22 protein-coding genes are annotated in these 22,289 nt (G+C 65.6%); 14 read left to right on the top strand and 8 right to left on the bottom strand.

Features of this window, described 5'->3' with window-relative positions; genetic code table 11:
- Nucleotides 1-34: 34 nt before the first annotated feature.
- Nucleotides 35-1,285: a type III polyketide synthase gene (locus tag ACVWZ7_RS21270; protein WP_344367665.1), complete on the bottom strand. Its 1,251-nt coding sequence runs from the start codon at nt 1,283-1,285 to the stop codon at nt 35-37.
- A gap of 114 nt (nt 1,286-1,399) precedes the next feature.
- Between ACVWZ7_RS21270 and ACVWZ7_RS21265 the strand changes: the two genes are divergently transcribed.
- The 3 genes from ACVWZ7_RS21265 (at nt 1,400) to ACVWZ7_RS21255 (ending at nt 4,802) form a co-directional block, all read left to right on the top strand.
- A complete protein-coding gene (locus ACVWZ7_RS21265) occupies nt 1,400-1,873 on the top strand; it encodes a helix-turn-helix transcriptional regulator (protein WP_456509164.1) in 474 nt (157 codons plus the stop codon).
- Nucleotides 1,870-2,289, top strand: coding sequence for a VOC family protein (locus tag ACVWZ7_RS21260; RefSeq protein WP_456509018.1), 420 nt, complete (start codon nt 1,870-1,872; stop codon nt 2,287-2,289). Before ACVWZ7_RS21265 ends, ACVWZ7_RS21260 begins: the two co-directional genes overlap by 4 nt.
- A gap of 119 nt (nt 2,290-2,408) precedes the next feature.
- Nucleotides 2,409-4,802 carry an ATP-binding cassette domain-containing protein gene (locus ACVWZ7_RS21255; RefSeq protein WP_456509017.1) on the top strand — a complete coding sequence of 798 codons (2,394 nt, stop codon included), beginning with the start codon at nt 2,409-2,411 and terminating at the stop codon, nt 4,800-4,802.
- A gap of 69 nt (nt 4,803-4,871) precedes the next feature.
- On the opposite strand, the gene ACVWZ7_RS21250 is transcribed toward ACVWZ7_RS21255, so the two are convergent.
- The 4 genes from ACVWZ7_RS21250 to ACVWZ7_RS21235 form a co-directional block, all read right to left on the bottom strand.
- Nucleotides 4,872-5,969 carry an ATP-binding protein gene (locus ACVWZ7_RS21250; protein WP_456509016.1) on the bottom strand — a complete coding sequence of 366 codons (1,098 nt, stop codon included), beginning with the start codon at nt 5,967-5,969 and terminating at the stop codon, nt 4,872-4,874.
- A gap of 1,198 nt (nt 5,970-7,167) precedes the next feature.
- A complete protein-coding gene (locus ACVWZ7_RS21245) occupies nt 7,168-7,470 on the bottom strand; it encodes a DUF4193 domain-containing protein (RefSeq protein ID WP_116765661.1) in 303 nt (100 codons plus the stop codon).
- 239 nt (nt 7,471-7,709) lie between these two features.
- On the bottom strand, nt 7,710-10,115 hold the full coding sequence (gene ppsA, locus ACVWZ7_RS21240; RefSeq protein ID WP_344367654.1) for a phosphoenolpyruvate synthase: 2,406 nt from the start codon (nt 10,113-10,115) through the stop codon (nt 7,710-7,712).
- Between the two features lie 151 nt (nt 10,116-10,266).
- Entirely contained in the window at nt 10,267-11,085 is an 819-nt protein-coding gene (locus tag ACVWZ7_RS21235) for a pyruvate, water dikinase regulatory protein (RefSeq protein WP_116765659.1), read from the bottom strand.
- Between the two features lie 131 nt (nt 11,086-11,216).
- Here ACVWZ7_RS21235 and ACVWZ7_RS21230 point away from each other — a divergent pair, with 131 nt between their 5' ends.
- The 5 genes from ACVWZ7_RS21230 to ACVWZ7_RS21210 all read left to right on the top strand — a co-directional run bounded on the left by ACVWZ7_RS21230 (nt 11,217) and on the right by ACVWZ7_RS21210 (nt 15,739).
- Nucleotides 11,217-11,555, top strand: a complete 339-nt coding sequence (locus tag ACVWZ7_RS21230; protein ID WP_091256138.1) for a hypothetical protein — start codon at nt 11,217-11,219, stop codon at nt 11,553-11,555.
- A gap of 188 nt (nt 11,556-11,743) precedes the next feature.
- Nucleotides 11,744-12,136: a hypothetical protein gene (locus tag ACVWZ7_RS21225; RefSeq protein ID WP_456509015.1), complete on the top strand. Its 393-nt coding sequence runs from the start codon at nt 11,744-11,746 to the stop codon at nt 12,134-12,136.
- Nucleotides 12,137-12,705: 569 nt separating this feature from the next.
- Entirely contained in the window at nt 12,706-12,972 is a 267-nt protein-coding gene (locus ACVWZ7_RS21220; RefSeq protein ID WP_091256129.1) for a GlsB/YeaQ/YmgE family stress response membrane protein, read from the top strand.
- Nucleotides 12,973-13,489: 517 nt separating this feature from the next.
- Nucleotides 13,490-15,214, top strand: a complete 1,725-nt coding sequence (locus tag ACVWZ7_RS21215; protein WP_456509014.1) for a DUF222 domain-containing protein — start codon at nt 13,490-13,492, stop codon at nt 15,212-15,214.
- A gap of 102 nt (nt 15,215-15,316) precedes the next feature.
- On the top strand, nt 15,317-15,739 hold the full coding sequence (locus ACVWZ7_RS21210; protein ID WP_456509013.1) for a YybH family protein: 423 nt from the start codon (nt 15,317-15,319) through the stop codon (nt 15,737-15,739).
- 196 nt (nt 15,740-15,935) lie between these two features.
- Here ACVWZ7_RS21210 and ACVWZ7_RS21205 read toward each other — a convergent pair whose 3' ends face one another.
- Nucleotides 15,936-16,622: an ArsR/SmtB family transcription factor gene (locus ACVWZ7_RS21205; protein WP_456509012.1), complete on the bottom strand. Its 687-nt coding sequence runs from the start codon at nt 16,620-16,622 to the stop codon at nt 15,936-15,938.
- Between the two features lie 172 nt (nt 16,623-16,794).
- Between ACVWZ7_RS21205 and ACVWZ7_RS21200 the strand changes: the two genes are divergently transcribed.
- From ACVWZ7_RS21200 to ACVWZ7_RS21180, 5 genes are all read left to right on the top strand, one after another.
- Nucleotides 16,795-18,081 (top strand): MFS transporter, encoded by a 1,287-nt coding sequence (locus ACVWZ7_RS21200; RefSeq protein ID WP_344365568.1) that lies wholly within the window; start codon nt 16,795-16,797, stop codon nt 18,079-18,081.
- 131 nt (nt 18,082-18,212) lie between these two features.
- The gene (locus ACVWZ7_RS21195) at nt 18,213-18,554 is read left to right on the top strand and encodes a YciI family protein (protein ID WP_344365571.1); all 342 of its coding nucleotides are present in this window, start codon (nt 18,213-18,215) and stop codon (nt 18,552-18,554) included.
- 27 nt (nt 18,555-18,581) lie between these two features.
- Nucleotides 18,582-18,752: a hypothetical protein gene (locus tag ACVWZ7_RS21190; protein ID WP_344365573.1), complete on the top strand. Its 171-nt coding sequence runs from the start codon at nt 18,582-18,584 to the stop codon at nt 18,750-18,752.
- Between the two features lie 62 nt (nt 18,753-18,814).
- Complete coding sequence (locus ACVWZ7_RS21185) at nt 18,815-19,357, top strand: DinB family protein (RefSeq protein ID WP_456509011.1); 543 nt, start codon at nt 18,815-18,817, stop codon at nt 19,355-19,357.
- A gap of 220 nt (nt 19,358-19,577) precedes the next feature.
- Nucleotides 19,578-19,805 carry a hypothetical protein gene (locus tag ACVWZ7_RS21180; protein ID WP_456509010.1) on the top strand — a complete coding sequence of 76 codons (228 nt, stop codon included), beginning with the start codon at nt 19,578-19,580 and terminating at the stop codon, nt 19,803-19,805.
- Between the two features lie 64 nt (nt 19,806-19,869).
- Here ACVWZ7_RS21180 and ACVWZ7_RS21175 read toward each other — a convergent pair whose 3' ends face one another.
- Both ACVWZ7_RS21175 and ACVWZ7_RS21170 read right to left on the bottom strand, forming a co-directional pair.
- The gene (locus tag ACVWZ7_RS21175) at nt 19,870-20,283 is read right to left on the bottom strand and encodes a DUF302 domain-containing protein (protein WP_456509009.1); all 414 of its coding nucleotides are present in this window, start codon (nt 20,281-20,283) and stop codon (nt 19,870-19,872) included.
- Nucleotides 20,284-20,312: 29 nt separating this feature from the next.
- Nucleotides 20,313-20,570, bottom strand: coding sequence for a metal-sensitive transcriptional regulator (locus ACVWZ7_RS21170; protein WP_116768751.1), 258 nt, complete (start codon nt 20,568-20,570; stop codon nt 20,313-20,315).
- Between the two features lie 193 nt (nt 20,571-20,763).
- Between ACVWZ7_RS21170 and ACVWZ7_RS21165 the strand changes: the two genes are divergently transcribed.
- Entirely contained in the window at nt 20,764-22,173 is a 1,410-nt protein-coding gene (locus tag ACVWZ7_RS21165) for an MBL fold metallo-hydrolase (protein ID WP_456509008.1), read from the top strand.
- Nucleotides 22,174-22,289: the final 116 nt, after the last annotated feature.

The following is a 22,289-nucleotide window of genomic DNA, read 5'->3' as shown; positions in this document are numbered from 1 at the left end:
AGCCGCACGTTGGAGGGTTTCAGCGTGGCCGCTTTCAGGCCCGCACCGAGACCGGGCGCGCCGGGTCTGCGCCGGCGGTCTCGGCGTCGGGAGTTTCCGCGGCTGCGGCGGCCCGCCGCACCGGAAGTCGGGTGAAGAGCGCTGTTTCCACGGTCAGGCCCGGGCCGAAGGCCATGGAGCAGATCCGTTCCGCACCCGGATTGACTGCAGGAACGTCTTTCCCGTCCCGGTCCTCGCCGGCGGCCGGCAGGTCAAGGATGTGCTTGATGACGAACAGGACGGTGGCACTGCTCATGTTGCCGAAGTTTCGCAATGTTTCCCGGGCAGGGACAAGTTGTTCATCGCTGAGCTCCAGCCGGGACTGAACCTTGTCCAGGATGCTCCGGCCGCCGGGATGGATGGCCCAGTGCTGGATGTCGCCGTAGCGGAGTCCGTGCAGCGAGCCGTCCCGTGACAGGAGAGGTTCGAGGGCGCCGATAATGTGGTCGTCGATGATGTGCGGGACATAGTTCCCCAGAACCATCTCGAAGCCTTCGTCGCCGATGTTCCAGGCCATGGATTCCTCCCCGACCGGCGTCAGGACGGTTTCGAAGTGGTCCAACTGCAGCAGGGCAGGCTCACCGGGGATATCCCGGGCGGTGACGACTGCCGCAGCGGCGCCGTCGGCAAACAGTGCCGACCCCATGATGGTGTCGGGGTCGTTGGAGGTCCGGACGTGGAGCGAGCACAGTTCGGCGCAGACCACCAGGACCACAGCCTCGGGATCTGCCTCGCAAAAGGACTTCGCCGCCCGCAGCGCCGGGAAAGCGGCGTAGCAGCCCATGAAGCCCAGGTGGTACCGCTGAACGGCCGGGTTCAGGCCCAGGGCGCGGACGATCTTGTAGTCCGGCCCGGGATTGAAGAATCCGGTACAGGAAACGGTGATCAGGTGGGTTACGTCCAGCACATCGACCCCGGGACAGGCATCCAGGGCTTTTTGGGCGGCTTCAATGAAGAGCTTGGTGGCTTCCGTGGCGAAGATGTCGTTCCGGACCTTGGTGCTCGGGCTGAGCAGCAGGCCCGTGGCAGGGTCGAAGAATTGCGGATCTTGCGCCCGGCTGTCGGTGGTGAGCTCCTTGACCGCCGTATGCCGGGTGTCGATGGCTGCGGAGTCAAAGCAGGTGTTGACGAGCCGGGATCCGAGCCGCGTCAGGCCCGGCTGGGCGGCGAACACGGCCCTGGCCTCGGGCTGGACCAGAATGGTTGGCGGGACTGCAGTTTCCAAAGACCTCAGGTAGACCGTCATGGTTCATTCTCAGTGAGCCCGGCGTCAAAGACAATGCATGGGACGGAGATTCGGGGGCGCCGGCGGCGCTGGACAAGTCCGGCGGAGCGTAGCACGATCACAGATGTGACCAGCATGCCCGCCCCGGATCCGCAGCAAAGTGATCCACAGCCACGAGACGAGCAACGCCTCCGCGATCTCGCGCGGCTGCGCCGCGTCCGCGACCGGATGGACAGGGAGTACGCGCAGCCACTAAACGTCGAGGCCCTTGCCCGCGGCGTGCACATGTCCGCCGGACACCTCAGCCGCGAGTTCCGTCTGGCCTACGGTGAGTCCCCGTACAGCTACCTGATGACGCGCCGGATCGAGCGCGCCATGGCACTGCTGCGCCGCGGCGACCTCAGCGTCACTGAGGTCTGCTTCGCCGTCGGCTGCTCCTCGCTGGGCACCTTCAGCAGCCGCTTCACCGAGCTGGTCGGGGTGCCTCCCAGCGTCTTTCGGCGGGAGGCAACGCGCACGACGGCGGGCATGCCGTCCTGCGTGGCGAAACAGGTCACCCGACCGGTCAGGAATCGAGAAGCGCGGGCCCACGAGCCGCAGCTAGCATGAACGCCATGGACATCACCATTCTCTCGAGTTTCCTCCCACACACCGATCCGGACGCCTCGCTGGCCTTCTACCGCGACACCCTCGGTTTCGAGGTCCGCAACGACGTCGGCTACGGCGGGATGCGCTGGCTCACGGTCGGCCCCGCCGGGCAACCGGGCACGTCAATCGTGCTGGAACCGCCGGCCGCGGACCCCGGAATCACCGACGACGAGCGCGGCACCATCGCCGAGATGATGGCCAAGGGCACCTACGCACGGGTCCTCCTGGCCACGACCGACGTCGACGGCACGTTCGAGCGGCTGCAGGCCAGAGGCGCCGAGGTCGTCCAGGAGCCCACCGACCAACCCTACGGGGTTCGTGACTGTGCCTTCCGCGATCCCGCGGGCAACCTGATCCGCATCCAGGAACCGCGCTGAGCCCTCCGCGGACCAGCCCATGAAACAGGACCGTGGCTGCCTCCCGATGCTGGTTAGATAGAGCACAGCGACGCCGACAGAGACCGCGAAGGCGGTCCCGTAGAACAGATGGAGACACCATGAGCATGGCCACGGGGACGGACACGGAGGCGCCCGCGCAGCAGATTGCCGATACCCACGACATGATCCGTGTGCAGGGCGCCCGCGAGAACAACCTCAAGGATGTCAGTATCGAGATCCCGAAGCGCCGCCTGACGGTGTTCACCGGCGTCTCCGGCTCGGGTAAGAGCTCCCTGGTGTTCGGCACGATCGCCGCGGAGTCGCAGCGGATGATCAACGAGACCTACAGTGCCTTCGTGCAGGGCTTCATGCCGACGCTGCAACGGCCCGATGTCGACCTCCTGGAAGGCCTGACGACGGCGATCATCGTCGACCAGGAACGGATGGGCGCCAACCCGCGCTCCACCGTGGGCACCGCCACCGACGCCAACGCCATGCTCCGGATCCTCTTCAGCCGACTCGGGCAGCCGCACGTCGGTTCGCCAACCGCGTTCTCCTTCAACGTCCCGACGCGCAAGGCGAGCGGGGTGATGAGCACCGAGAAGGGCGGCAGGGTCGAGAGGAACGTGGTGCGCGACGTGGTGTACCAGGGCGGCATGTGTCCGCGCTGCGAGGGCATGGGCGCGGTGACCGACTTCGACCTCACGGCGCTGTACGACGACACCAAGTCACTCAGTGAAGGTGCGCTCACGATCCCCGGTTACAGCATGGACGGCTGGTACGGCCGCATTTTCAGCGGTTCCGGATTCTTCGACATGAACAAGCCGATCAGCAAGTTCACCAAGAAGCAACTGGACGACCTCCTCTACAAGGAGCCGACCAAGATCAAGGTCGAGGGCATCAACCTCACGTACGAGGGGCTGATCCCGAAGATCCAGAAGTCGATGCTATCCAAGGACGTCGACGCGCTGCAGCCGCACGTGCGCGCGTTCGTGGAACGGGCGATCACGTTCACGACCTGCCCCGCATGCGGCGGCACCCGGCTCAGCCAGGAGGCGTTGTCCTCGAAGATCAAGGGGAAGAACATCGCTGAGGCCTGCGCCATGCAGATCAGCGACCTCGCCGACTGGGCCCGCGGCCTTGACGAACCCTCCGTGGCCCCGCTGCTCGCCGGACTCCAGCACATCCTCGACTCGTTCGCGGGGATCGGCCTGGGCTATCTCTCCCTTGACCGGCCGGCGGGCACCCTGTCCGGGGGAGAGGCACAGCGGACCAAGATGATCCGCCATCTTGGCTCCTCGCTGACCGACGTCACCTACGTCTTTGACGAGCCGTCGATCGGCCTGCATCCCCATGACATCGAGCGGATGAACAGGCTGCTGCTCCAACTTCGCGACAAGGGCAACACCGTGCTCGTCGTGGAGCACAAGCCGGAGATGATCGCGATCGCCGACCACGTCGTCGACCTCGGCCCCGGCGCCGGCACCGGGGGCGGCAGCGTGTGCTTCGAGGGCACGGTAGAGGGCCTGCGGGGGAGCGGGACCATCACCGGGCGTCACATCGACGACCTGGCCAGCCTCAAGGACTTGGTGCGTTCGTCGTCGGGCACGCTGGAGATCCGCGGCGCGTCCATGCACAACCTCAAGGATGTGGACGTCGACATTCCGCTCGGGGTGCTCTGCGCCGTCACTGGCGTCGCAGGCTCCGGGAAGAGTTCGTTGATCCACGGCTCAATCGACGGCCGCGAGGGCGTAGTGGTGGTCGACCAGAGCGCGATCCGCGGCTCAAGGCGGAGCAACCCGGCGACGTACACCGGGCTGCTGGACCCGATCCGCAAGGCGTTCGCGAAGGTCAACGGGGTGAAACCGGCGCTCTTCAGCTCCAACTCCGAGGGCGCCTGCCCCGCGTGCAACGGCGCCGGCGTCATCTACACCGACCTGGGAGTCATGGCCACGGTCGAATCCGTTTGCGAGGAGTGCGACGGGAAGCGATTCCTGGCGTCAGTGCTGGAGTACAGGCTGGGCGGCCGGAACATCGCCGAAGTCCTCGCGATGTCGGTGGCCGAGGCCTTGGACTTCTTCGACGACGGCGAGGCCAAAACACCCGCCGCGCACAAGATCCTGGGCCGGCTCGCCGACGTCGGCCTCGGCTACCTGACCCTCGGCCAGCCACTCACCACGCTGTCCGGCGGGGAACGGCAGCGGCTCAAGCTCGCCACCCAGATGGCCGAAAAGGGCGACGTCTACGTCCTCGACGAGCCGACCACCGGCCTGCACCTGGCCGACGTCGAGCAGCTGCTTGGTCTTTTGGACCGCCTCGTGGATTCGGGCAAATCGGTCATCGTCATCGAGCATCACCAGGCGGTCATGGCGCACGCCGACTGGATCATCGACCTTGGCCCCGGCGCCGGCCACGACGGCGGGAGACTGGTCTTTGAGGGAACACCCGCTGACCTCGTCGCCGGACGTTCAACACTCACCGGCCAGCACCTCGCGGCTTACGTCGGCGCCTGAACACGGCGGCGGCTTGCCGGCTTGTCCGGAGCCGGCAAGCACCGCATCCGCGGGCTGTCCCCGAAGGGCCTAGTCACTGGTTTGTGCCCTGAGATGTTGGCGCAGGCCGGGGATGGCGAAGTCGACTTTTCCGTGGCCGGCGGCTTCAATGAGGCCCGCTGCCAGCAGTCTTGAGCGGTAGTTCGCGACGAGATTTGTCCTGGCTCCGATGCGCCGTCCGATGTCCCCGGCCACGGAGGGTCCGTCGTCCTCGGCCATGGCGTGCAGGAAGTCGAGGTCTTTGGGGGAGACGGTGGCGAGCGCGGCTTCGATCACGGTACGGGCGTTGCGTCGGTGTGCCGCCGCGATACCGCGTTCGACTGACTCGGGAGTGAGTGTTCCCTGGTTGATCTCCGCTTCCCTCCAGAGGAAGTATCCGACCAGTTGGATGAGGAACGGATACCCTCCCGTGGCTTCTGCCGCACGGCGGACCAGGGCGGGGGAGACCTCGAAGGACGCTTCGGCGAAGGTGTGGGCGAACGACTCTTCCACTTCCCGCACGGCGGCAGCGTGAAGGTCAATCTTGTCGGCCCGGCGGAGGAAAGTGGCGACCCCTTCGTTGAGCAGGTCCGACACTGCGGCCGGCAGTCCGGCGAAGACCAAACCAATGGGGAGACGGTCCTGGGTGAAGTGCTGGACACTGGCGGCCAGCTGGGCCAGTTCGCCGCGGTCGGCGGCATGAATCTCGTCTACCGTGATGACCAGGCCGGTGCCGTGCTTGTCAAGAAGCGTCAGGAGGTTCTGGCCCAGGGTCCGCCACGCTACCTGGCGTTCGGGCGGGAGCTGCGTAGTGATGCTGAAACCTGCGGCGGCCACCGCAGTGATGCGCCGGACCACCGGGCCAGTGCCGAGCTCTTCGGCGAGCTGGCGCATGGATTCGCCAATGCGACCCATGAAACCTGCGGTGGCGGTCTCGGAAATCACGGCCCAGCCGTGTTCGCGGGCGACATCGTGGGCGGCGCCGATCATCACGGTCTTGCCGATTCCCCGGGCGCCGGTGAAGATCGTCAGGAGGCCGGGGGCGCCGGAGCCCAGGCGCAGCCCATACTCGAACTCATCCAGCACACCGGCCCTGCCGAGGATTTCCGGCGGTGTGGCACCTGCCGAGGGTCGAAACGGGTTTTCCATCGGCGGGCTCCTATGAGTTCCTGTGTGTCTTGTGAGTTTGGTTGAACGCTATGAGCATATGTGAGTTTTGTGAGTTATCGCGTGACGTGACGTTTGGGCGTCCATAACCTGGCTGGAATGGATCCAGGTGCGAGGGCGGGCTTGTTCGTCACGTCCAGCTCGCTCGCCGGTTTCCGAGGTCGATCTCAGCCGCCGGAACCCAGCCGATTCTGATTGTCGCGGCAGGCGCCGATACTTTGGCGATGCAGCTATAGCGCGGAATTCTAAGACGCAGCTCTGATAGCACCGACACGCAAAGGGTCGGGCTCCGCTAAGCCACTTCCGGCTGATTTCTCAACGCCGATAATCAACATTATGTAAAGTAGAATCGTGATTATTGCACCTGATGCAATATCGCCCCTCCTCCGCAAACCTTTCCGGCGCGCATCACCTCGACCCCAATACCCTGCTCTGGCCTGCGGGAATACTGCGTTCGTGGGCCCACTGGAATCGGGGTTAGAGCGTTGGCGTAAAACCAGCGTGACCGTCCGTGCATTGCGTGAGACGTGCTCCTGACCCGGGGGTTGGCATGAATTTTGCATTAGTTGCATGGATCATTCCTCAACTGCAATGTGACGGAGGGTTCACGGCGGTTGATTCTGCGCTAGGAGTGTTGGGTGGCTAAGTTCGGCCCCGGACGGCGGCTGGGAACGGCTCTGTGAAGTGTTTTTCCGAACGCATCCTGTCCAGGTCTGCTTTGACTGGAACACCGCGGGGTTCTCCCCCAAGCCTGCAGTGTCCTGAGCGTGTTCAACGGGCCGGGAGAAATCGCCGCCGACTGGTTCGAGCGCGGTCAGGAGCACATGAACGACGGGCTGGATCTCTTTCCCTCCGAACGCGACACACTTGTGTCCGAATCCGCTTTTAACCGGCGGTTCAACCCTACGGCGAAGCTCTGGGCCTCTCCCCCGGCCTGGACAAACCCAAAGTGCGTTGCGCTGCGGGATTCAAGGGTTTGTGATTTCTCAACGGCGCGGATCCAGGTCTTGTTCGGTACGTCCTCTGCGAACCATTCATAGGCCAAGCTAAGTGCGGTCAATCCGTCTCCAGCATTTACCGACGCCACCATGAGCGGCCCGGTCCCCCGCAGGCCTTGAGGTAGAGACTCTAACCAATTTCGGCCTTGCGGCTGCTTCCAGGCGTCGGGACGTGATCCGTCTTATCCCTCGCACTCAATGCAGTATTGGTGGCCGTCCTTTTCGCGAGCGAGCTGGGACCGGTGACGGACCAGGAAGCAGGAATAGCAGGTGAACTCATCCTGCGCCTGGGGTATGACCTGAACGATCAGCTCCTCGGCGACAAACTCGCCGCCCGGAGTCATCGCTTCATCCAGTGCGTCGGCCTCGTCCAACTCACGTGCAACGCTGCGGGCATCCGGTGCGTTGGCGGACTGCAACGCCTCAAGGGACCGGTCCTGGGATTCCTTGACGTCGGAACGTACTTCGTCGTAATCAGTTGCCACTGGGGTCATTCTCTTCTCTGACGTTCTTACCTGACGGAACTGCAACGTATATCACGGCTCCGTTGTTCCCCAGTCGAGAGGACCGGTTGGCCGGCCGCGGGAAATGTGTCGCGAGCCGACGGCGCATCGTCGTGCGTGTCCCGCCAGGCGGTCGGTGCGGCCGCAGCAGCACGGTCTGAAATAGATAGACCGTGCTGCCCGGCGGGTGTGCCGCCTGCCGCTCCCTCGGCGTCGTGCCGTCAGTTCGCCTCGGCGCCGACTCCTGCCTCGACGGCCCCGCCGGCGAGCCTGAGCCAGGTATCCACCACGGTATCGGGGTTCAAGGAGACGGAATCGATGCCTTCCGCCACCAGCCACTCAGCGAAGTCCATGTGGTCACTGGGACCCTGGCCGCAGATGCCCACATATTTGCCGCGCGCCTTGCAGGCCTTGATGGCCATGCTCAGGAGCTTCTTGACGGCAGGGTCGCGTTCGTCGAAGCCGCCCGAGACAATCGCGGAATCCCGGTCCAGGCCCAGGGCCAGCTGGGTCATGTCATTGGAACCGATGGAGAATCCGTCGAAGTAGTCCAGGAACTCGTCGGCGAGCAACGCGTTGGACGGAATCTCACACATCATGATCACCTCGAGGCCGTTCTCACCGCGCGTGAGGCCGTTCTCCGCCAGCAGGTCAATGACGCCGCGGGCCTCGTCCAGGGTCCGCACGAACGGGATCATCAGCTTGACGTTGGTCAGCCCCATCTCGTTGCGGACAAAGGACAGGGCCTCGCACTCGAGGTCGAAGCAGTCCCGGAAGGACGGCTCCAGGTACCGTGAGGCGCCGCGGAAGCCGAGCATCGGGTTCTCTTCGTGCGGCTCGTAGGCGGGACCGCCAATCAGGTTGGCGTACTCGTTGGACTTGAAGTCGGACATGCGCACGATCACGGGTTCCGGCGCGAAAGCCGCCGCGATGGTGGCCACGCCTTCGGCCAGGCGCTTGATGTAGTACTCGCGCGGGCTGTCGTACGCGGCGATCCGCTCGCGGATTTCCGCGGCGACGTCCGCCGGCTGCTCGGCCAGGTTAAGCAGCGCCTTCGGGTGGATGCCGATCTGTCGGTTGATGATGAATTCGAGCCGGGCCAGTCCCACTCCGTGGTTGGGCAGCTGCGCGAAGGTGAACGCCTGTTCCGGGGTGCCGACGTTCATCATGACCTTGATGGGAGCCTCGGGCAGCTGGGTGATCTCGGTTTCCTCGACGCTGAAGTCCAGGAGCCCTTCGTAAATAACACCGGTCTCACCGTCGGCGCAGGAGACGGTCACTTCGAGGCCGTCGGACAGGGCTTCTGTGGCGTCCCCGGTGCCGACGACGGCGGGAATCCCCAGTTCCCGGGCGATGATGGCCGCGTGGCACGTGCGGCCGCCGCGGTTGGTCACGATGGCAGAGGCGCGCTTCATGATCGGTTCCCAGTCCGGGTCGGTCATGTCGGCGACGAGGACATCGCCGGTCTTGAAAGCGGCCATCTGGTCGATCGCGGTGAGGATGCGGACGCTGCCGGCGCCGATGCGCTGGCCGATGGCACGGCCCTCGACCAGCACCCGGCTGGTTCCGTTGAGGCGGAAACGGCTCAGGCTTCCGGAGGCCCGGCGGGACTGCACGGTCTCCGGGCGGGCCTGCAGGATGTACAGGCCGCCGTCGATCCCGTCCTTGCCCCATTCGATGTCCATCGGGCGGCCGTAGTGGTTTTCGATGGCGACAGCGTGCCGGGCGAGCTGTTCGACGTCGGCGTCGCTGAGGCTGAAGCGGTTCCGCAATGACGCCTCAACCGGCACGAAGTCGATGGTGCGGCCGATTTCGCGGCTGGTGGTGTAGGTCATCTGGAGGGCCTTCTCGCCCAGTCCTCGTTTGAGGATGGCGGGGCGTCCGGCCTGCAGCGCGGGCTTGTAGACGTAGAACTCGTCGGGGTTGACCGCGCCTTGAACGACGGCCTCGCCGAGACCGTAGGAGGACGTGACGAACACGGCGTCCTGGAACCCGGACTCCGTGTCCATAGTGAACATGACGCCGGAGGCGCCGACGTCGGAGCGCACCATGCGCTGGATGCCGGCCGAGAGCGCCACCTCAGCGTGCTCGAATTTGTGGTGCACGCGGTAGGCGATCGCCCGGTCGTTGTAGAGGGACGCGAACACATCCTTGATGGCGAGCAGGATGTTCTCGATCCCGCGGACGTTCAGGAACGTTTCCTGCTGCCCGGCGAAGGAGGCATCGGGAAGGTCTTCCGCGGTGGCGCTGGAACGGACTGCCCAGGACAGGTCCTCCGAGCCGCCGTGCTTGTCCACCAGTTGCTGGTAGGCGTTCCGGATCTGCGCTTCGAAGTCCGGCAGGAAGGGCGTCTCGCGCATCAGGGCACGGATCTCCTGCCCGGCGGAGGCCAGGGCCGTCACATCGTCAGTGTCCAGGCCGACCAGCCTGTCGGCAATCTTCTGGTCCAGGCCGGAATCTGCCAGGAAGTTGCGGTAGGCATCCGCTGTCGTGGCGAAGCCGTCGGGGACCTGAACCCCGGCCGAGGTCAGGTTCTGCACCATTTCGCCGAGGGAAGCGTTCTTTCCGCCCACCCGGTCCAGGTCCTTGAGTCCGAGTTCTGAAAACCACAGGATGTCTGTCGTCATAATTACTGCTCCTTTGCAGAAGATGGCATGCAGGTGCACCGCCCCGCTCGCGGCGATGGCCGGTTGATGGGCGCAAGTCCTGTCCACACTGACAGGTCTGAGGCTCTCTTTCCATATGACGTCCGCCACACAGGGTTTGTGAAACTTTTCCCTAATGCTTGAGGTTCATCCGCTGCAGAATGGTGGCCGCCATTTCCTCCACGGAGACCGTGGCTGAATTCAGGTACGGAATCCTATGGGAGACGTATAACTGCTCGGCGCTGCGCAGCTCGAACCCGCACTGCCGCAGCGAAGCGTACGATGAGCCGCGGCGCCGTTCCGTGCGGATCTGGCTCAGGCGCAGGGGGTTGGAGGAGAGACCGAAACATTTCTCCACAAAAGGCCTCAGCGGCTTGGGGAGCCCTTCGCGTTGGAAGTCTTCATCCACCAGCGGGAAGTTCGCGGCGAAGATGCCGTGTTGCAGCGCCAGGTACATGGTGGTGGGCGTTTTGCCGCATCGTGACGGGGCCACCAGGATGACCTGGGCCTTTTCGAGCGCACGCAGGCTCTGGCCGTCGTCGTGTTCCATGGCGTATTCGACGGCGGCCATCCGGGATTGATACCGCTCCGCATTGCCCAGGCCATGCGCCCTGCCGGGTTCGCCGCTGGCCGGCGAACCGAGGGCCCGCTCCAGCTGTCCGACATGCGTACCGATCAGGTCCACGATGATCCCGTTGCACGTCGCCAGGACCTGCCGGATGTCGCTGCTGACCGCGGTGGAAAAGACGATCGGTTGGAGGCCGGAGACGGCCAGGCTGTCGATCGTGCCGACCACGGTCTTGGCCTGCTCTACGGTCGTGATGAAAGGGACCGTGATGCGGTCAAAGTTATTCGCGGGGAACTGGGTGAGCAGGGTGTTGCCGAGGGTTTCTGCGGTGATGCCGGTGCTATCCGAAAGGAAGTAGACAGGCCGAAGATCGTCTTTGGTCATGAACGCATTCTCCACCAGAGCGGACCTGGTCCGGTATCGGGCAGCCGGCGGGGTCCTTTCCGGCCTCTGGGTCCAGACGTAGACTGCTCGCGTACGAGTCGCCAATGCCACCAACTGTCGGGGAGATGGACATGAGCTATGCAGGAACCGGGAACGAGAAGGCCGTCGCGGCAAGCGACCTGAGCCGGGCGCATGTCGGGCTGACCGTGAGCTTCCAGCCGGACGAATTTACCGTGGTCTTCGGCCGGATCGGCGCCATTGCGCGCAAGGAAGGCAGCGTGACCATCGCACTGGAAGGCGTGGACGGCACGGGTGGCCTGCCGTCCCACTACAGCTTGTCTCCCGCCCAACAGGTCTACGTCCAGCCGGACATGCTCACTAATACGGAGTCGACCATCAAGGATTTGTTCGGCAAGGTGCAGGAGAACCTGCGGAGCCACAAGGGTGATCAGCGGCCCGACGCCGTCTAGGACACTTCCCGGCGTACGCAGGCTGAAAATGGCCTTCTTACTTTGACGACGTAGCCCGACTACCGCAGCACAGGGCCGTGGAGTGCCACTCCCCCGCGGTGACCGCTCCCTATAACTCCGAGGCGGCCCTCGCTAAACTTAAACTGCGCCGCAGAAGACGCAAAGTTCGCTTCGGGAAAGGCACGATCATGACCGACAACAGCGGCTTCGAGAACACCCCGGATGAAGCGGGAACGAAGAAGAAGCCCGAAGAGCCAGACCTGCGGGGCCGTTACGTGGAAGGCAACTATGGCAAAGCCGGCGCGCAACCCGGCCGCCACGCGGAGGACGAGGAAGGCCAATATACCGAAGGGGATTACGGCGCGGCCGGCAGCGAGGGCGGCCTGCCCGAGCCCCTGGGCGACAAAGCCACGGAATCGGGACGGTATGTGGAGGCCGACTATGGCGACGCCGGGACTATTCGCGGCCGCACGGCAGAATCTGAAATAGGCCGATATTCAGAGGGCGACTACGGCGCGGACGGCACCGTAGATGCCACCCGTAAACCCGGTGAGGATTCCGGCCCACATACCCAGAAGTAGTCCAGCGGCCCGAGCATCGACTACCCCGGTCGGCGAACACCGCCGTCCGCGTTCAGAGCTGACTCCCGCCTGGGGCACCTGTATTGAGCACCCATTGACCCGGTACACCCCCGGACCCGGAAAGATACGGCTCAGAAGGCCCCGCATGACAATCAAGCTCAACACTGCGGCGCTGCGTCACGCCAAGCGCCTGTGGACCGCGTGTCGCCGCGGTCGTTACAAACAGGAAGACAGTGGATTTATTCTCGAACAGGGCAACTGCGCCACGCGTCCGACGGCCGATCGAATCGCCAATCTCGCACGGGTTCCCCTCGCTCCCCCGTGGACCACAGGCGCCCGCGACTGTGCTGGTAGAAGGCCCGGATGAAGCAGGTGGCCCAGCGGGCCCTCCATGTGGCGCAATCAGGTTTTCGCCTAAACAACGGCGAACACGAAGGGCGGAGCCGGACTGACGAGTCGAAAAACTTCGTCATTCGCCGTTCACCCGGTATTGCGAACTACTAAGCATGCTGATTGAATCATGCTTACGGCCGCATTCCACGGCCAGTCCACGGAAAGGAAGTACAGTCATGGGGATTCTCGCTTTTCTCATTCTCGGGCTTATTGCAGGGGCCATCGCCAAGGCACTGCTTCCCGGCCGGCAGGGAGGCGGCTGGGTAGTCACGCTCGTGCTGGGCGTCGTGGGCGCGATCCTCGGCGGCTGGATCGGATCGTTGATTTTCGGAGGAGGCCTCGGGAACTTCTTCGACCTGCGGACCTGGCTCCTCTCCATTCTGGGCGCCGTCATTGTGCTGCTCATCTTCGGCGCAGTAGCCGGTCGCAGAAGCAGGGCATAGGGGCCGCCAGGCCGTCCAGGCGCTAGAATTGTGTTGACCCTCCAGTCCCCCAGCTTGGAGAGTCGGGAGCCTCCGCGCTTGAGTCCTTGACTCGCGCGGAGGCTTTCCTATTGGACCGATGCCGCGTGAGCGTGCGCCGCCGCCGGGAAATCGCACCCGCCGCGCCGGTCCCGGCATGGCCTCCATCCGATTTTCCGTCCAGCAGCGGTTGACGCGTAGGATTTTTCCTAAATAAAAGGGTGCTGTGCCTGTCAGAACGAAAGCCTCGCCAGCCGACCTGCTCTTTGCTGCACTGGCCAACCCGACCAGGCGGGACATTCCTTTTCTCCTGCCTGGTGGCCCTCGAACTGCCGGCGAAATTGCGAGCAGTTCGATATGGACCGGCCCAGCTCGATTGTTGGAGAAGCGCAGCGCCCGGACACCAGCTCTCAAACGATTCTTGGTTATCGGGTCAGCACCCGCGTCGAGGACAGGCCATGCCGCTATTTTTGTCGGAGGGTCCTGAGATGCTGTGGGTGTGGAGAGCAGAGCAGCCTCGAGTGTGGATCGCGGCGCGGACGCCAACGCGGCGGCGGAGGCCGTTGCGGCGTCTGTGGCTGTGCTGGCTGCCTTGCTCGGGTCCGGTGCCGGCGGCCCGGACCGCTCTGATCCGGCCGCCGCCGATGCCCAGCGGGATGCCAATGACTTGCGGGATGCTGATGCCCTCCGGGACGCTGATCCGTTGCGGGATTTGGCGGATGGGTTGTTGGACGGGTTGGCCGAGGTGGCCCGGTTGGAGGCCCGGACGGCGGCGCTGAAGGTTCAGCTGGCCGCCGATTACGCGCGGGCGGCGAGGTTCCTGGCCCCGCCGGCGGGATCCGTGCGGGACCGTGCCGTCCAGGAGATGGCCCTGGTCGCCGAGGTGGCGTGTGTCCTGACCGTGAGCGAACGCACCGCCGGGGCGCTGTTGTCCGAGGCCCGGGCGTTGACGACCGGGCTGCCGCTGACCTGGGCGGCGTTGCGGGCCGGGACGATTTCCTGGCAGCACGCCCGGATCCTTGTCGAGGAAACCAGCGGCCTGGATTCTGCCGGGGCGGCCTCGCTGGAGGGGCATTTCCTGGACCCGGCCGCGCCCGGGGCGGCCCGGGGCTGTGCGGCCGGGGAGCTCGTGCCGTCCCGGTTCCGGGCCAAGGCCCGCACCTGGCGCGAACGCCACCATCCGGAGAGCATCGAGGCACGCCACACCGTGAGCGTCGCGGACCGGCGGGTCGAGTTCGTCCCGGACCGGGACGGCATGGCCTGGCTCTCGGCCCGGCTCCCGGCCGAGACCGCGGCCGGAATCTGGGAACGGACCACCGCCGCCGCCCGGGCCCTGCAGGGCCCGGCCGAGACCCGGACCCTGGCCCAGCTGCGCGCCGACATCGCCGCGACCTGGCTCCTCACCAACGCCACCGGCGGAACAGGCGACGGCACCACCAACGTACTTGCCGGCGGGGGCACCACCAACGGACTTGCCGGCGGCGGGACGGGCGGGTGTGTGGGCGGGGGTGTTCCGGTGCCGCGGGCGCAGGTCCTGGTCACCGTGCCGGTCCTGTCGCTGCTGGGCCTCACGGACGAACCGGCCGTCCTGGACGGGTACGGTCCGATCCCGCCGTCGATGGCCCGCCGCCTCGTCGCCGGCGGCGCGGGTTCCTTCTACCGGGTCCTGACCGATCCCCGGGACGGGGCGCCGCTGGAAATCGGGCGGAGCAGCTACCGTCTGACGGCGGCGCAGCGGCACTGGCTCCGGCTCCGTGACGGCAGGTGTCCGTTTCCCGGCTGTAACAACCATTCCCTGGACAACGAGGCGGACCACCTCCTGGCCTGGGCCGACGGGGGCACCACCGGTATCGCCAACCTGGGCCAGCCCTGCCCGAAACACCACCGCCTCAAACACTCCTCCGCCTGGACACCCGTCGGGGCCACCACAACGAGCCCGCCGGGCTGGATTTCACCCTCAAAACGCTACTATCCGAGCGAGCATCAGGACTGGGAACCGCCCCGCTGGCCCGCCCACCTCCCGATCACGAAAACAGACACAGACCCACGGGCGGAGCGAGGCGTGCCCGCGGATCCCGAGCCGGAACTGCCTCCGGATCCCTTCCCCGACTGGCACCACTTCACGGCCGGGCACCCATTCCCCGCCGCAAACACCGACGACCCCGGCTGGCCGGCACCCCTCGACGACCCCATCCCGGAATGGGGCCTGTACCAATCCGCCTGAACGACAAGGCCCTCCCGTGCTTGACGTGCAGCCGGTGACGGGCGGGCACGGAGCCGCTAAACTTCGCTTAGTCCAGACACCACTATGAGCTAGGTGGACCCAATGCAGCTTGACGAGGTCATCGCCCGCTTTCATCAAGCAGTAAATGCGTTTGCCAAGGGCGATCCGGAACCCGCCAAGGACATTTTCTCCCACAGCATGGACGTGTCCCTTGCTAATCCCTGGGGCCCTCCGGCGGTGGGCTGGGAACGAGTATCAGGGGCCCTTGATTCAGCAGCAGCACGTTTCCAAGATGGACGCGTCACCGCCATTGAAACGCTCACCAAACACGTCACTTCCAATCTCGCCTGCTTCCTGGACATAGAACACTGGCAGGCGAAGGTTGGAGGCGGAGACCAAATATCGGTGTTTGATCTGCGGGTAACAAGCGTCTATCGCCCCGAAGGCGATACGTGGGCACTCGTGCATCGACACGCAGACCCGATCACCACACCGCAGGCCCCGGACGCCGTCCTGCGGAAATAGTTCACGCCATTCGTTTCCACTTTGGTTGCCGAGCATCCGACAACAATCTGGGCGCACGAGCGACATGACCTCAGCAGATGACGACGTCGTTCGCGCGGCAAGCGGCACACAGGGGGCTGACGCACGCCCGCGCCGTCACCTACTGGACGGCATGCCCCGGCGGTGGTCACTAGCGGAGCCCCGGACACCTACTCTTCTAAGCGGCGGCTTCCACGGGCAGGCCGCCGAGGCGCCACTCAAGCATTCCTTCATTGAGTCGCTGGGCGCTCCGGCCGGCAGAGCGCAGCAGGTCCACCGCTTCGTACGCCAAGACGCAGTACGCGCCGCGGCAGTAAGCGACGATCTCCCTGTCCTCGGGCAGTTCAGCGAGCCTGTCGTGGAGCTGGTCGAGCGGGATGGACACGGCTCCGGGGATGTGCGCGGAGTGATACTCCTCGACAGGGCGAACATCGAGGACCGTCACGGTGCCCGCCCGGGCGCGGGATAGGAGCTCGTCGCGGGTGACTTCCCCTTCTTCAGACCTCGCACCCTCCAGTCCCAGGTAGGCGACGCGCTTGGGCTCGACGTCCGCCACGTGCTCCTGCCCGACGGACCGGAGCAGGCTGTAGAGCTGAAGTACGTCGGGACCGGCGATGTCGTAGTGGATTCTGTTGCCGTCCCGCCGGGTGGTGACCAGTCCGGCCTGGCGCAAGGCCTGCAAGTGCGCGGAGGCCGTGCTGAGCCCCAGTCCGGCGGCCGCGGCCAGGGTTTCCACGCTGCGCTCCCCCTGCGTGAGCAAGTCCAGCAACTCCAACCGCTTGCCATTGCCGAGGGCCTTGCCCACCCGGGCGAACTCCGCAAAGAGCTCTGCCTTCTTGACCCTGTCGCCCACAATCTCCTCCACAAATCCATGTAATACTGGAATAAATACTATTCCATGTTTATCTGGAATACCACCGTACCGCCGTTTCAGCCGGCGTGGAAGGACTGCGAGTCGTGAGCTCCTTGACGTTGATTCCCTTCTTGGACGAGGCGCCGGCAACCCCGACCTGGCTGCCCGACCTAGCGGCTGCCAAATGAGCAACCGCGACACCAGCGGAGAGACCGGCACCGCCGCACGGCCCCCGCTCACTCTGGGCCTGCGCCAGAACCTGGCCCAGTTCATGCTCCTGGTCGCCGTCAACGCGCTTGTCGGCGGCACCCTCGGCCAGGAACGCACCGTCCTGCCGCTGTTGGCGGACCGGGTCTTCCACCTGGACCTATACACGTCCGCCCTGACCTACATCCTGGCCTTCGGGCTCGCCAAGGCCGGCACCAACTACTTCGCAGGAACCCTCTCGGACCGCTACGGCCGAAAGCCCGTCCTCGTGACCGGCTGGCTCGTCGCCGTGCCCGTGCCGCTGCTGCTGATCTTCGGACCTTCCTGGGGCTGGATCGTCGCTGCCAACGTGATCCTCGGCATCAGCCAGGGCCTGACGTGGTCCACCACCGTGGTGATGAAAATGGACCTCGTCGGCCCGTCCCGGCGCGGCCTGGCCATGGGCCTGAACGAGGCTGCCGGTTACCTCGGCGTCGCCGGCACCGCGCTGGCAACCGGCTACATCGCCGCGAGCTACGGGCTGCGGCCCGGACCGTTCCTGCTCGGCGCCGCCTACATCGCGCTGGGCCTGGGCCTGTCCGTGTTTGCAGTGAAAGAAACCCGCGGCCACGCCAGGCTTGAGGCCGCCAGCCACACGGCGGCCCACGCCGGCGCCCACGGGGAACTGAGCAACCGGGAGATCTTTACCCTCACCAGCTTCCGGGACAAGTCACTGTCCTCGGTCAGCCAGGCCGGCATGGTCAACAACCTCAACGACGGCCTCGCCTGGGGCCTGTTCCCGCTCCTTTTCGCCGCAGCGGGGCTGAGCATCGAAAAGATCGGCATCCTCGCCGCCGTCTATCCCGCTGTCTGGGGAGCCGCGCAACTCGTCACCGGAGCGATGTCGGACCGATACGGGCGGAAATGGCTGATCGTCGGAGGCATGCTTGTCCAGGCCGTAGCACTGGGCATGGTCGCCTTCGGAACCGGTTTCGGGATCTGGCTCGCCGCCGCCATCTTCCTGGGCCTGGGAACCGCCATGGTCTACCCCACCCTGCTGGCGGCCATCGGCGACGTCGCGCACCCGGAATGGCGGGCACGCTCGGTGGGCATCTACCGGCTCTGGCGCGACGGCGGTTTCGCCGTCGGCGCCCTCCTGGCCGGCATCCTCGCGGACGCCTTCGGCATCCCGGCAGCAGTCGCCGTCGTCGGCGCCCTCACCGCACTGTCCGGGGTCCTCGTCGCGGTGCGCATGCGCGGTTCGGACCACGTCGTCACGACCTAGGGCGCTCTGGGCATCAAGTCGCCTCCGTGAGCGGGCACCGGCATCCACGGGACCGCCGAGATCTTGCGCGGCATGATGGCATCGGCGAGGATGAATGCGTTCCCCCGTGCTGCGAACAAGGAGTGGACGCGATGACCAAGTATCTGATCTCGTTTCCGAGTGCCGCCATGGTCTTCCCTGACGAAGACCTGCAGGCCGTTTCGGATGCGGCGCACGCGGTCGTTCAGGAGGCGAAGGACGCCGGGGTCTGGGTGTTCGGCGGCGGCATCGATGAAAGGATCCCGCCCGTCATGGTCGACGGCGATGGGACCGTGCGCGAGGGCACCTACCCGCAGACGACGCAGCTCGAAGGCGGCTACTCGGTGCTGGAGCTGCCCTCGTACGATGCGGCCTTGGAGTGGGCCGCGAAGATCGCGGCCTCCTGCCGTTGCGCGCAGGAGGTGCGCGCATTCCAATACGACCCCGCCAGCTAGGTCTCGGACCGTAGGGACGCCTAGGCCATGGACTTCGAACTGCGCACCATCCCGGGCTGCCCGAACAGCGGCCCGGCATTGAAGCTGTTCCGTGGGGTTCTGGCCGCAGAAGGGAGGGACGCGGAATCCCTGACCGTCCATGAGGTAGCCTCCGAGCGCGAGGCGAAGGAACTCCACCCTCTGGGCGCCCGGGCATAATGAACGCAGTCCGGCCACAAGGCTGCGGCCGATAGTGGACCTGAGACCGCGAAGGGCACGGCATGGAGCCATCGAAGGAAGAGATCCTCGCCGGGTATGGCCGCGCCCGCCGCGAGCTCCGCGCCTGGCTGGCGGGTGCAACGGCTGCGGATCTTCGCCGCGCGAGCGACGGCACGAGGTGGACCAATGAAGAACTGCTCTTCCACATGGTCTTCGGCTACATGGTTGTCCGCGTTCTGCTTCCCCTGGTGCACGTTGTCAGCCGCCTCCCACCGCCGGTGGGCAAGGCATTCGCCGCCGTCCTGAACGCCGGAACGCGCCCGTTCGACGCCGTGAACTACTGGGGATCCCGCGCCGCCACGCTGGTCTACAACAGGGAAAGGATGGGCAGAAAGCTGCACAGAACTATCGCTGCCCTGAGCCGCCGACTCGAACACGAGAGTTCCAGATCACTCATGCGCTCCATGGCGTTCCCCGACAGGTGGGACCCGTTCTTCAAGCCGCGGATGACGCTCAACGCCGTCTATGCCTACCCCACGTGGCATTTCGACTTCCACGCCAGGCAATTGACTCTTCGGCTTCCGGATGACCCGGGAGCGTCCTGAAGCCGCGCGAAGTTCCCGGGAGCGGGAGTCCCGCCCGCAGGGGCTAACCCCCACGAACGTCAGTGTGCCGTCTGCATCCGGTGGGAATCCTGCGCGGCCGGGACCATAAGCCCTTGGCGCCAAGAACCCAAGCGGCGAGGATCAATGGCGTGGCATTTATGTTTGACGCCACCCCGGGCGCCCGTTGGGTCACCCGCTGCCCCACTCCCGGAGGTTTCTCATGCGTGTAGTCGTTGCGGAATCCGTAGCCATGTTTGCCATCGGCGACGGTGTCCTCGGCGTGTTGTTTCCGGTCCAGCACTCAACGCGGTGGGATCTGGGCCCCAAGCCTTGGGGCGCGTACATGCGCTGGTTCGCGGACCATCCCGGCATCACGCGGACACTGAGTGCGGCCCAGATCGCCGCCGGCGTCGCCTGCGCGGCGCGCCTCCCATCAACACCGCGCTAGCATCCCGCCTCTGAGCCGGTAGAAACTCAGGGCGGCTGAATTTCACACAGCCAAGATTTCAGCGCTAAGCGGCGCCGCGAAGCGTGTCAAGGGCGGCGCGGAGCCGGGTGTCGGCGTCGTTGGCTACGTCCCGGACGGCCGGGCTGTCACTGAGCTTGACCATGGTCTGCGGGTCGATCGCCTGGATGGTTGTCTCGGCGGCGTCCTTGCCCCGGCGGACGACGACATTGCAGGGCAGCAGTGCGCCCATGTCCGGTTCCGCCGTGAGGGCCCTGCTGGCCAGGGCCGGGTTGCAGGCGCCCAGGATCATGTAGTCGCCGAGGTCCTCGGCGGCACCGGCCCCGAGCTTGGCCTCGAAGGTGGCGCGGACGTTGATCTCCGAGAGTATGCCGAATCCCTGTCCGGCCAGGGCTTCCCGGGTGCGCTGCAGGGCTTCATCCCAACCCAGCGGGACCGTAACGGTATGCGTATAGCTCATGGCTGCTCCTGCAGGGATAGTCGGTGGTCTCAGGCGAGAGAGAGGAAGAGTTTTTCCAGGTCCTTGGTGTCCATGCTCGAATCTCCGCGGATGAGGCACTGCTCGAGGCCGCTCGCGATGATGGCGAATCCTGCCCGGTCCAAAGCCTTCGAGACAGCGGCGAGCTGGGTGACGATGTCCTTGCAGTCCTTCCCCTCCTCGAGCATGCGCGTAACGCCGGCGAGCTGTCCCTGGGCTCGCTTAAGCCGGTTGATGATCGGGGTGAGTTCTGTCGAATCAAGTTCCATGGCGGGCTCCAAAGATGGGTGGGTACTTTGCCAATTCTATACCCCGGAGGGTATAACGGCTAGCGACGGAAAGTAAGCGCCCGGCCCGTTCCGGACGGCTTGCAAGATACCCCCGGGGGTATTATCGTTGTGAGTAGACCGATGGAGGATCTCCTCCCGGAAACTCCCCCACCGCCCAACGAAAGAGAGCATCATGCTTATCGAGCGCATCTACGACGAAGACCTCGCCCAGGCCAGCTACTTCATCGGCTGCCAGGCAAAGGGTGAGGCGGTCGTCGTTGACCCCCGCCGCGATATCGACGTCTACCGCAACCTCGCAACGGCCAACGGGATGAAGATTGTTGCCGTCACCGAAACCCACATTCACGCAGACTTCCTCTCCGGCACCCGTGAACTGGCTGCCGCAACCGGCGCCACCGCGTACGTTTCCGGCGAGGGCGGCGCCGACTGGCAGTACGGGTTCGAGGCCGAGCGGCTGAACGACAACGACTCGATCACCCTTGGCAATATCACCGTCAAGGCTCTGCACACCCCGGGCCACACCCCGGAGCACCTGTCCTTCCTGATCACCGACGGCGCGTTCGCCGACACCCCCGGCTACCTGCTCTCCGGTGACTTCGTCTTCTCCGGTGACCTCGGACGACCGGACCTGCTGGACGAGGCCGCCGGCGGCGTCGACACCCGCTTCGCCGGTGCCCGGCAGCTCTTCGCGAGCCTGCGCGATAAGTTCCTGACCCTTCCGGACCACGTCCAGGTCCACCCCGGCCACGGCGCCGGCAGCGCATGCGGCAAGGCCCTCGGCGCCATCCCCTCCTCCACGGTCGGCTACGAACGGCTCTACTCCTGGTGGGGCCCCTACTTGGCCGCCAATGACGAGGAAGGCTTCGTCGCCGAACTCCTCGACGGCCAGCCCGACGCCCACGCCTACTTCGGCCGGATGAAGCGGGAAAACCGTGAGGGCCCGGCCGTCATGGGCGAACGTACTCCCCTGACCGAACTCGCCACCGCCGACGTCGTGGCCGGCCTCGCCGGTGACACCGTGACGTTTGTGGACACCCGCTCCAACGCCGAGGTCCACGAAGGCACCGTCGCCCGGTCCCTGAACATCCCGGCCGGGAAGTCCACGGCCAGCTTCGGCGCCTGGGTGGTCAACCCTGAAACCGACACCAACCCCCTCGTGCTCCTGGCCCCCACCCAGGCCGCCGCGCAACAGATGTGGGACCACTTGGTCCGGGTCGGCATCGACAAGGTCGCCGGCTATGTCACCAGCGTCGAGGGACTGCCCGCCAGCACCCCGCAGCTGATCCAGCCTGAGGAGCTGGAGGGCTTCGACGCCGCGATGGTCCTGGACGTCCGCAACCGCACCGAGCACGCCGCCGGACACATCCCCGGCTCCCACCAGCTCAGCGGCGGCCGCGTGATGTGGAACCTGGACCAGCTCCCCGCTGAAGGCACCATCGTCAGCTACTGCCAGAGCGGCGTCCGCAACTCCGTCGCGGCCAGCGCGCTGCGCCGGGCCGGGTACGACGTCGTCGAACTCGACGGCAGCTACGCCGGCTGGGCTGCCTGGCAGCAGGCACGGGAATCCGTTTCCAGCAACTGATCCAGGCAATAATTGAACTGATTGATTGACAGCGTTGGCGGCGGTCCGGGAACACCGGGCCGCCGCCAACGCTTTGTCACCGTCCACGAATGTGAAACGCCGCGGTACTTGGCGTT

Source organism: Arthrobacter sp. TE12232, from assembly GCF_054062615.1.
The sequence above is the reverse complement of the archived record's forward strand: the minus strand, read 5'-3'. Positions and strand labels throughout refer to the sequence as shown.

Coding starts and splice junctions, on each gene's coding strand:
- ACVWZ7_RS21220 (WP_091256129.1), top strand. CDS start 12,706: ATGGGGATTCTCGCTTTTCTCATTCTCGGGCTTATTGCAGGGGCCATC.
- ACVWZ7_RS21260 (WP_456509018.1), top strand. CDS start 1,870: ATGAACGCCATGGACATCACCATTCTCTCGAGTTTCCTCCCACACACC.
- ACVWZ7_RS21230 (WP_091256138.1), top strand. CDS start 11,217: ATGAGCTATGCAGGAACCGGGAACGAGAAGGCCGTCGCGGCAAGCGAC.
- ACVWZ7_RS21255 (WP_456509017.1), top strand. CDS start 2,409: ATGAGCATGGCCACGGGGACGGACACGGAGGCGCCCGCGCAGCAGATT.
- ACVWZ7_RS21235 (WP_116765659.1), bottom strand. CDS start 11,085: ATGACCAAAGACGATCTTCGGCCTGTCTACTTCCTTTCGGATAGCACC.
- ACVWZ7_RS21180 (WP_456509010.1), top strand. CDS start 19,578: ATGCGTGTAGTCGTTGCGGAATCCGTAGCCATGTTTGCCATCGGCGAC.
- ACVWZ7_RS21195 (WP_344365571.1), top strand. CDS start 18,213: ATGACCAAGTATCTGATCTCGTTTCCGAGTGCCGCCATGGTCTTCCCT.
- ACVWZ7_RS21185 (WP_456509011.1), top strand. CDS start 18,815: ATGGAGCCATCGAAGGAAGAGATCCTCGCCGGGTATGGCCGCGCCCGC.
- ACVWZ7_RS21175 (WP_456509009.1), bottom strand. CDS start 20,283: ATGAGCTATACGCATACCGTTACGGTCCCGCTGGGTTGGGATGAAGCC.
- ppsA (WP_344367654.1), bottom strand. CDS start 10,115: ATGACGACAGACATCCTGTGGTTTTCAGAACTCGGACTCAAGGACCTG.
- ACVWZ7_RS21210 (WP_456509013.1), top strand. CDS start 15,317: ATGCAGCTTGACGAGGTCATCGCCCGCTTTCATCAAGCAGTAAATGCG.
- ACVWZ7_RS21225 (WP_456509015.1), top strand. CDS start 11,744: ATGACCGACAACAGCGGCTTCGAGAACACCCCGGATGAAGCGGGAACG.
- ACVWZ7_RS21270 (WP_344367665.1), bottom strand. CDS start 1,285: ATGACGGTCTACCTGAGGTCTTTGGAAACTGCAGTCCCGCCAACCATT.
- ACVWZ7_RS21190 (WP_344365573.1), top strand. CDS start 18,582: ATGGACTTCGAACTGCGCACCATCCCGGGCTGCCCGAACAGCGGCCCG.
- ACVWZ7_RS21200 (WP_344365568.1), top strand. CDS start 16,795: ATGAGCAACCGCGACACCAGCGGAGAGACCGGCACCGCCGCACGGCCC.
- ACVWZ7_RS21170 (WP_116768751.1), bottom strand. CDS start 20,570: ATGGAACTTGATTCGACAGAACTCACCCCGATCATCAACCGGCTTAAG.
- ACVWZ7_RS21165 (WP_456509008.1), top strand. CDS start 20,764: ATGCTTATCGAGCGCATCTACGACGAAGACCTCGCCCAGGCCAGCTAC.
- ACVWZ7_RS21250 (WP_456509016.1), bottom strand. CDS start 5,969: ATGGAAAACCCGTTTCGACCCTCGGCAGGTGCCACACCGCCGGAAATC.
- ACVWZ7_RS21265 (WP_456509164.1), top strand. CDS start 1,400: ATGCCCGCCCCGGATCCGCAGCAAAGTGATCCACAGCCACGAGACGAG.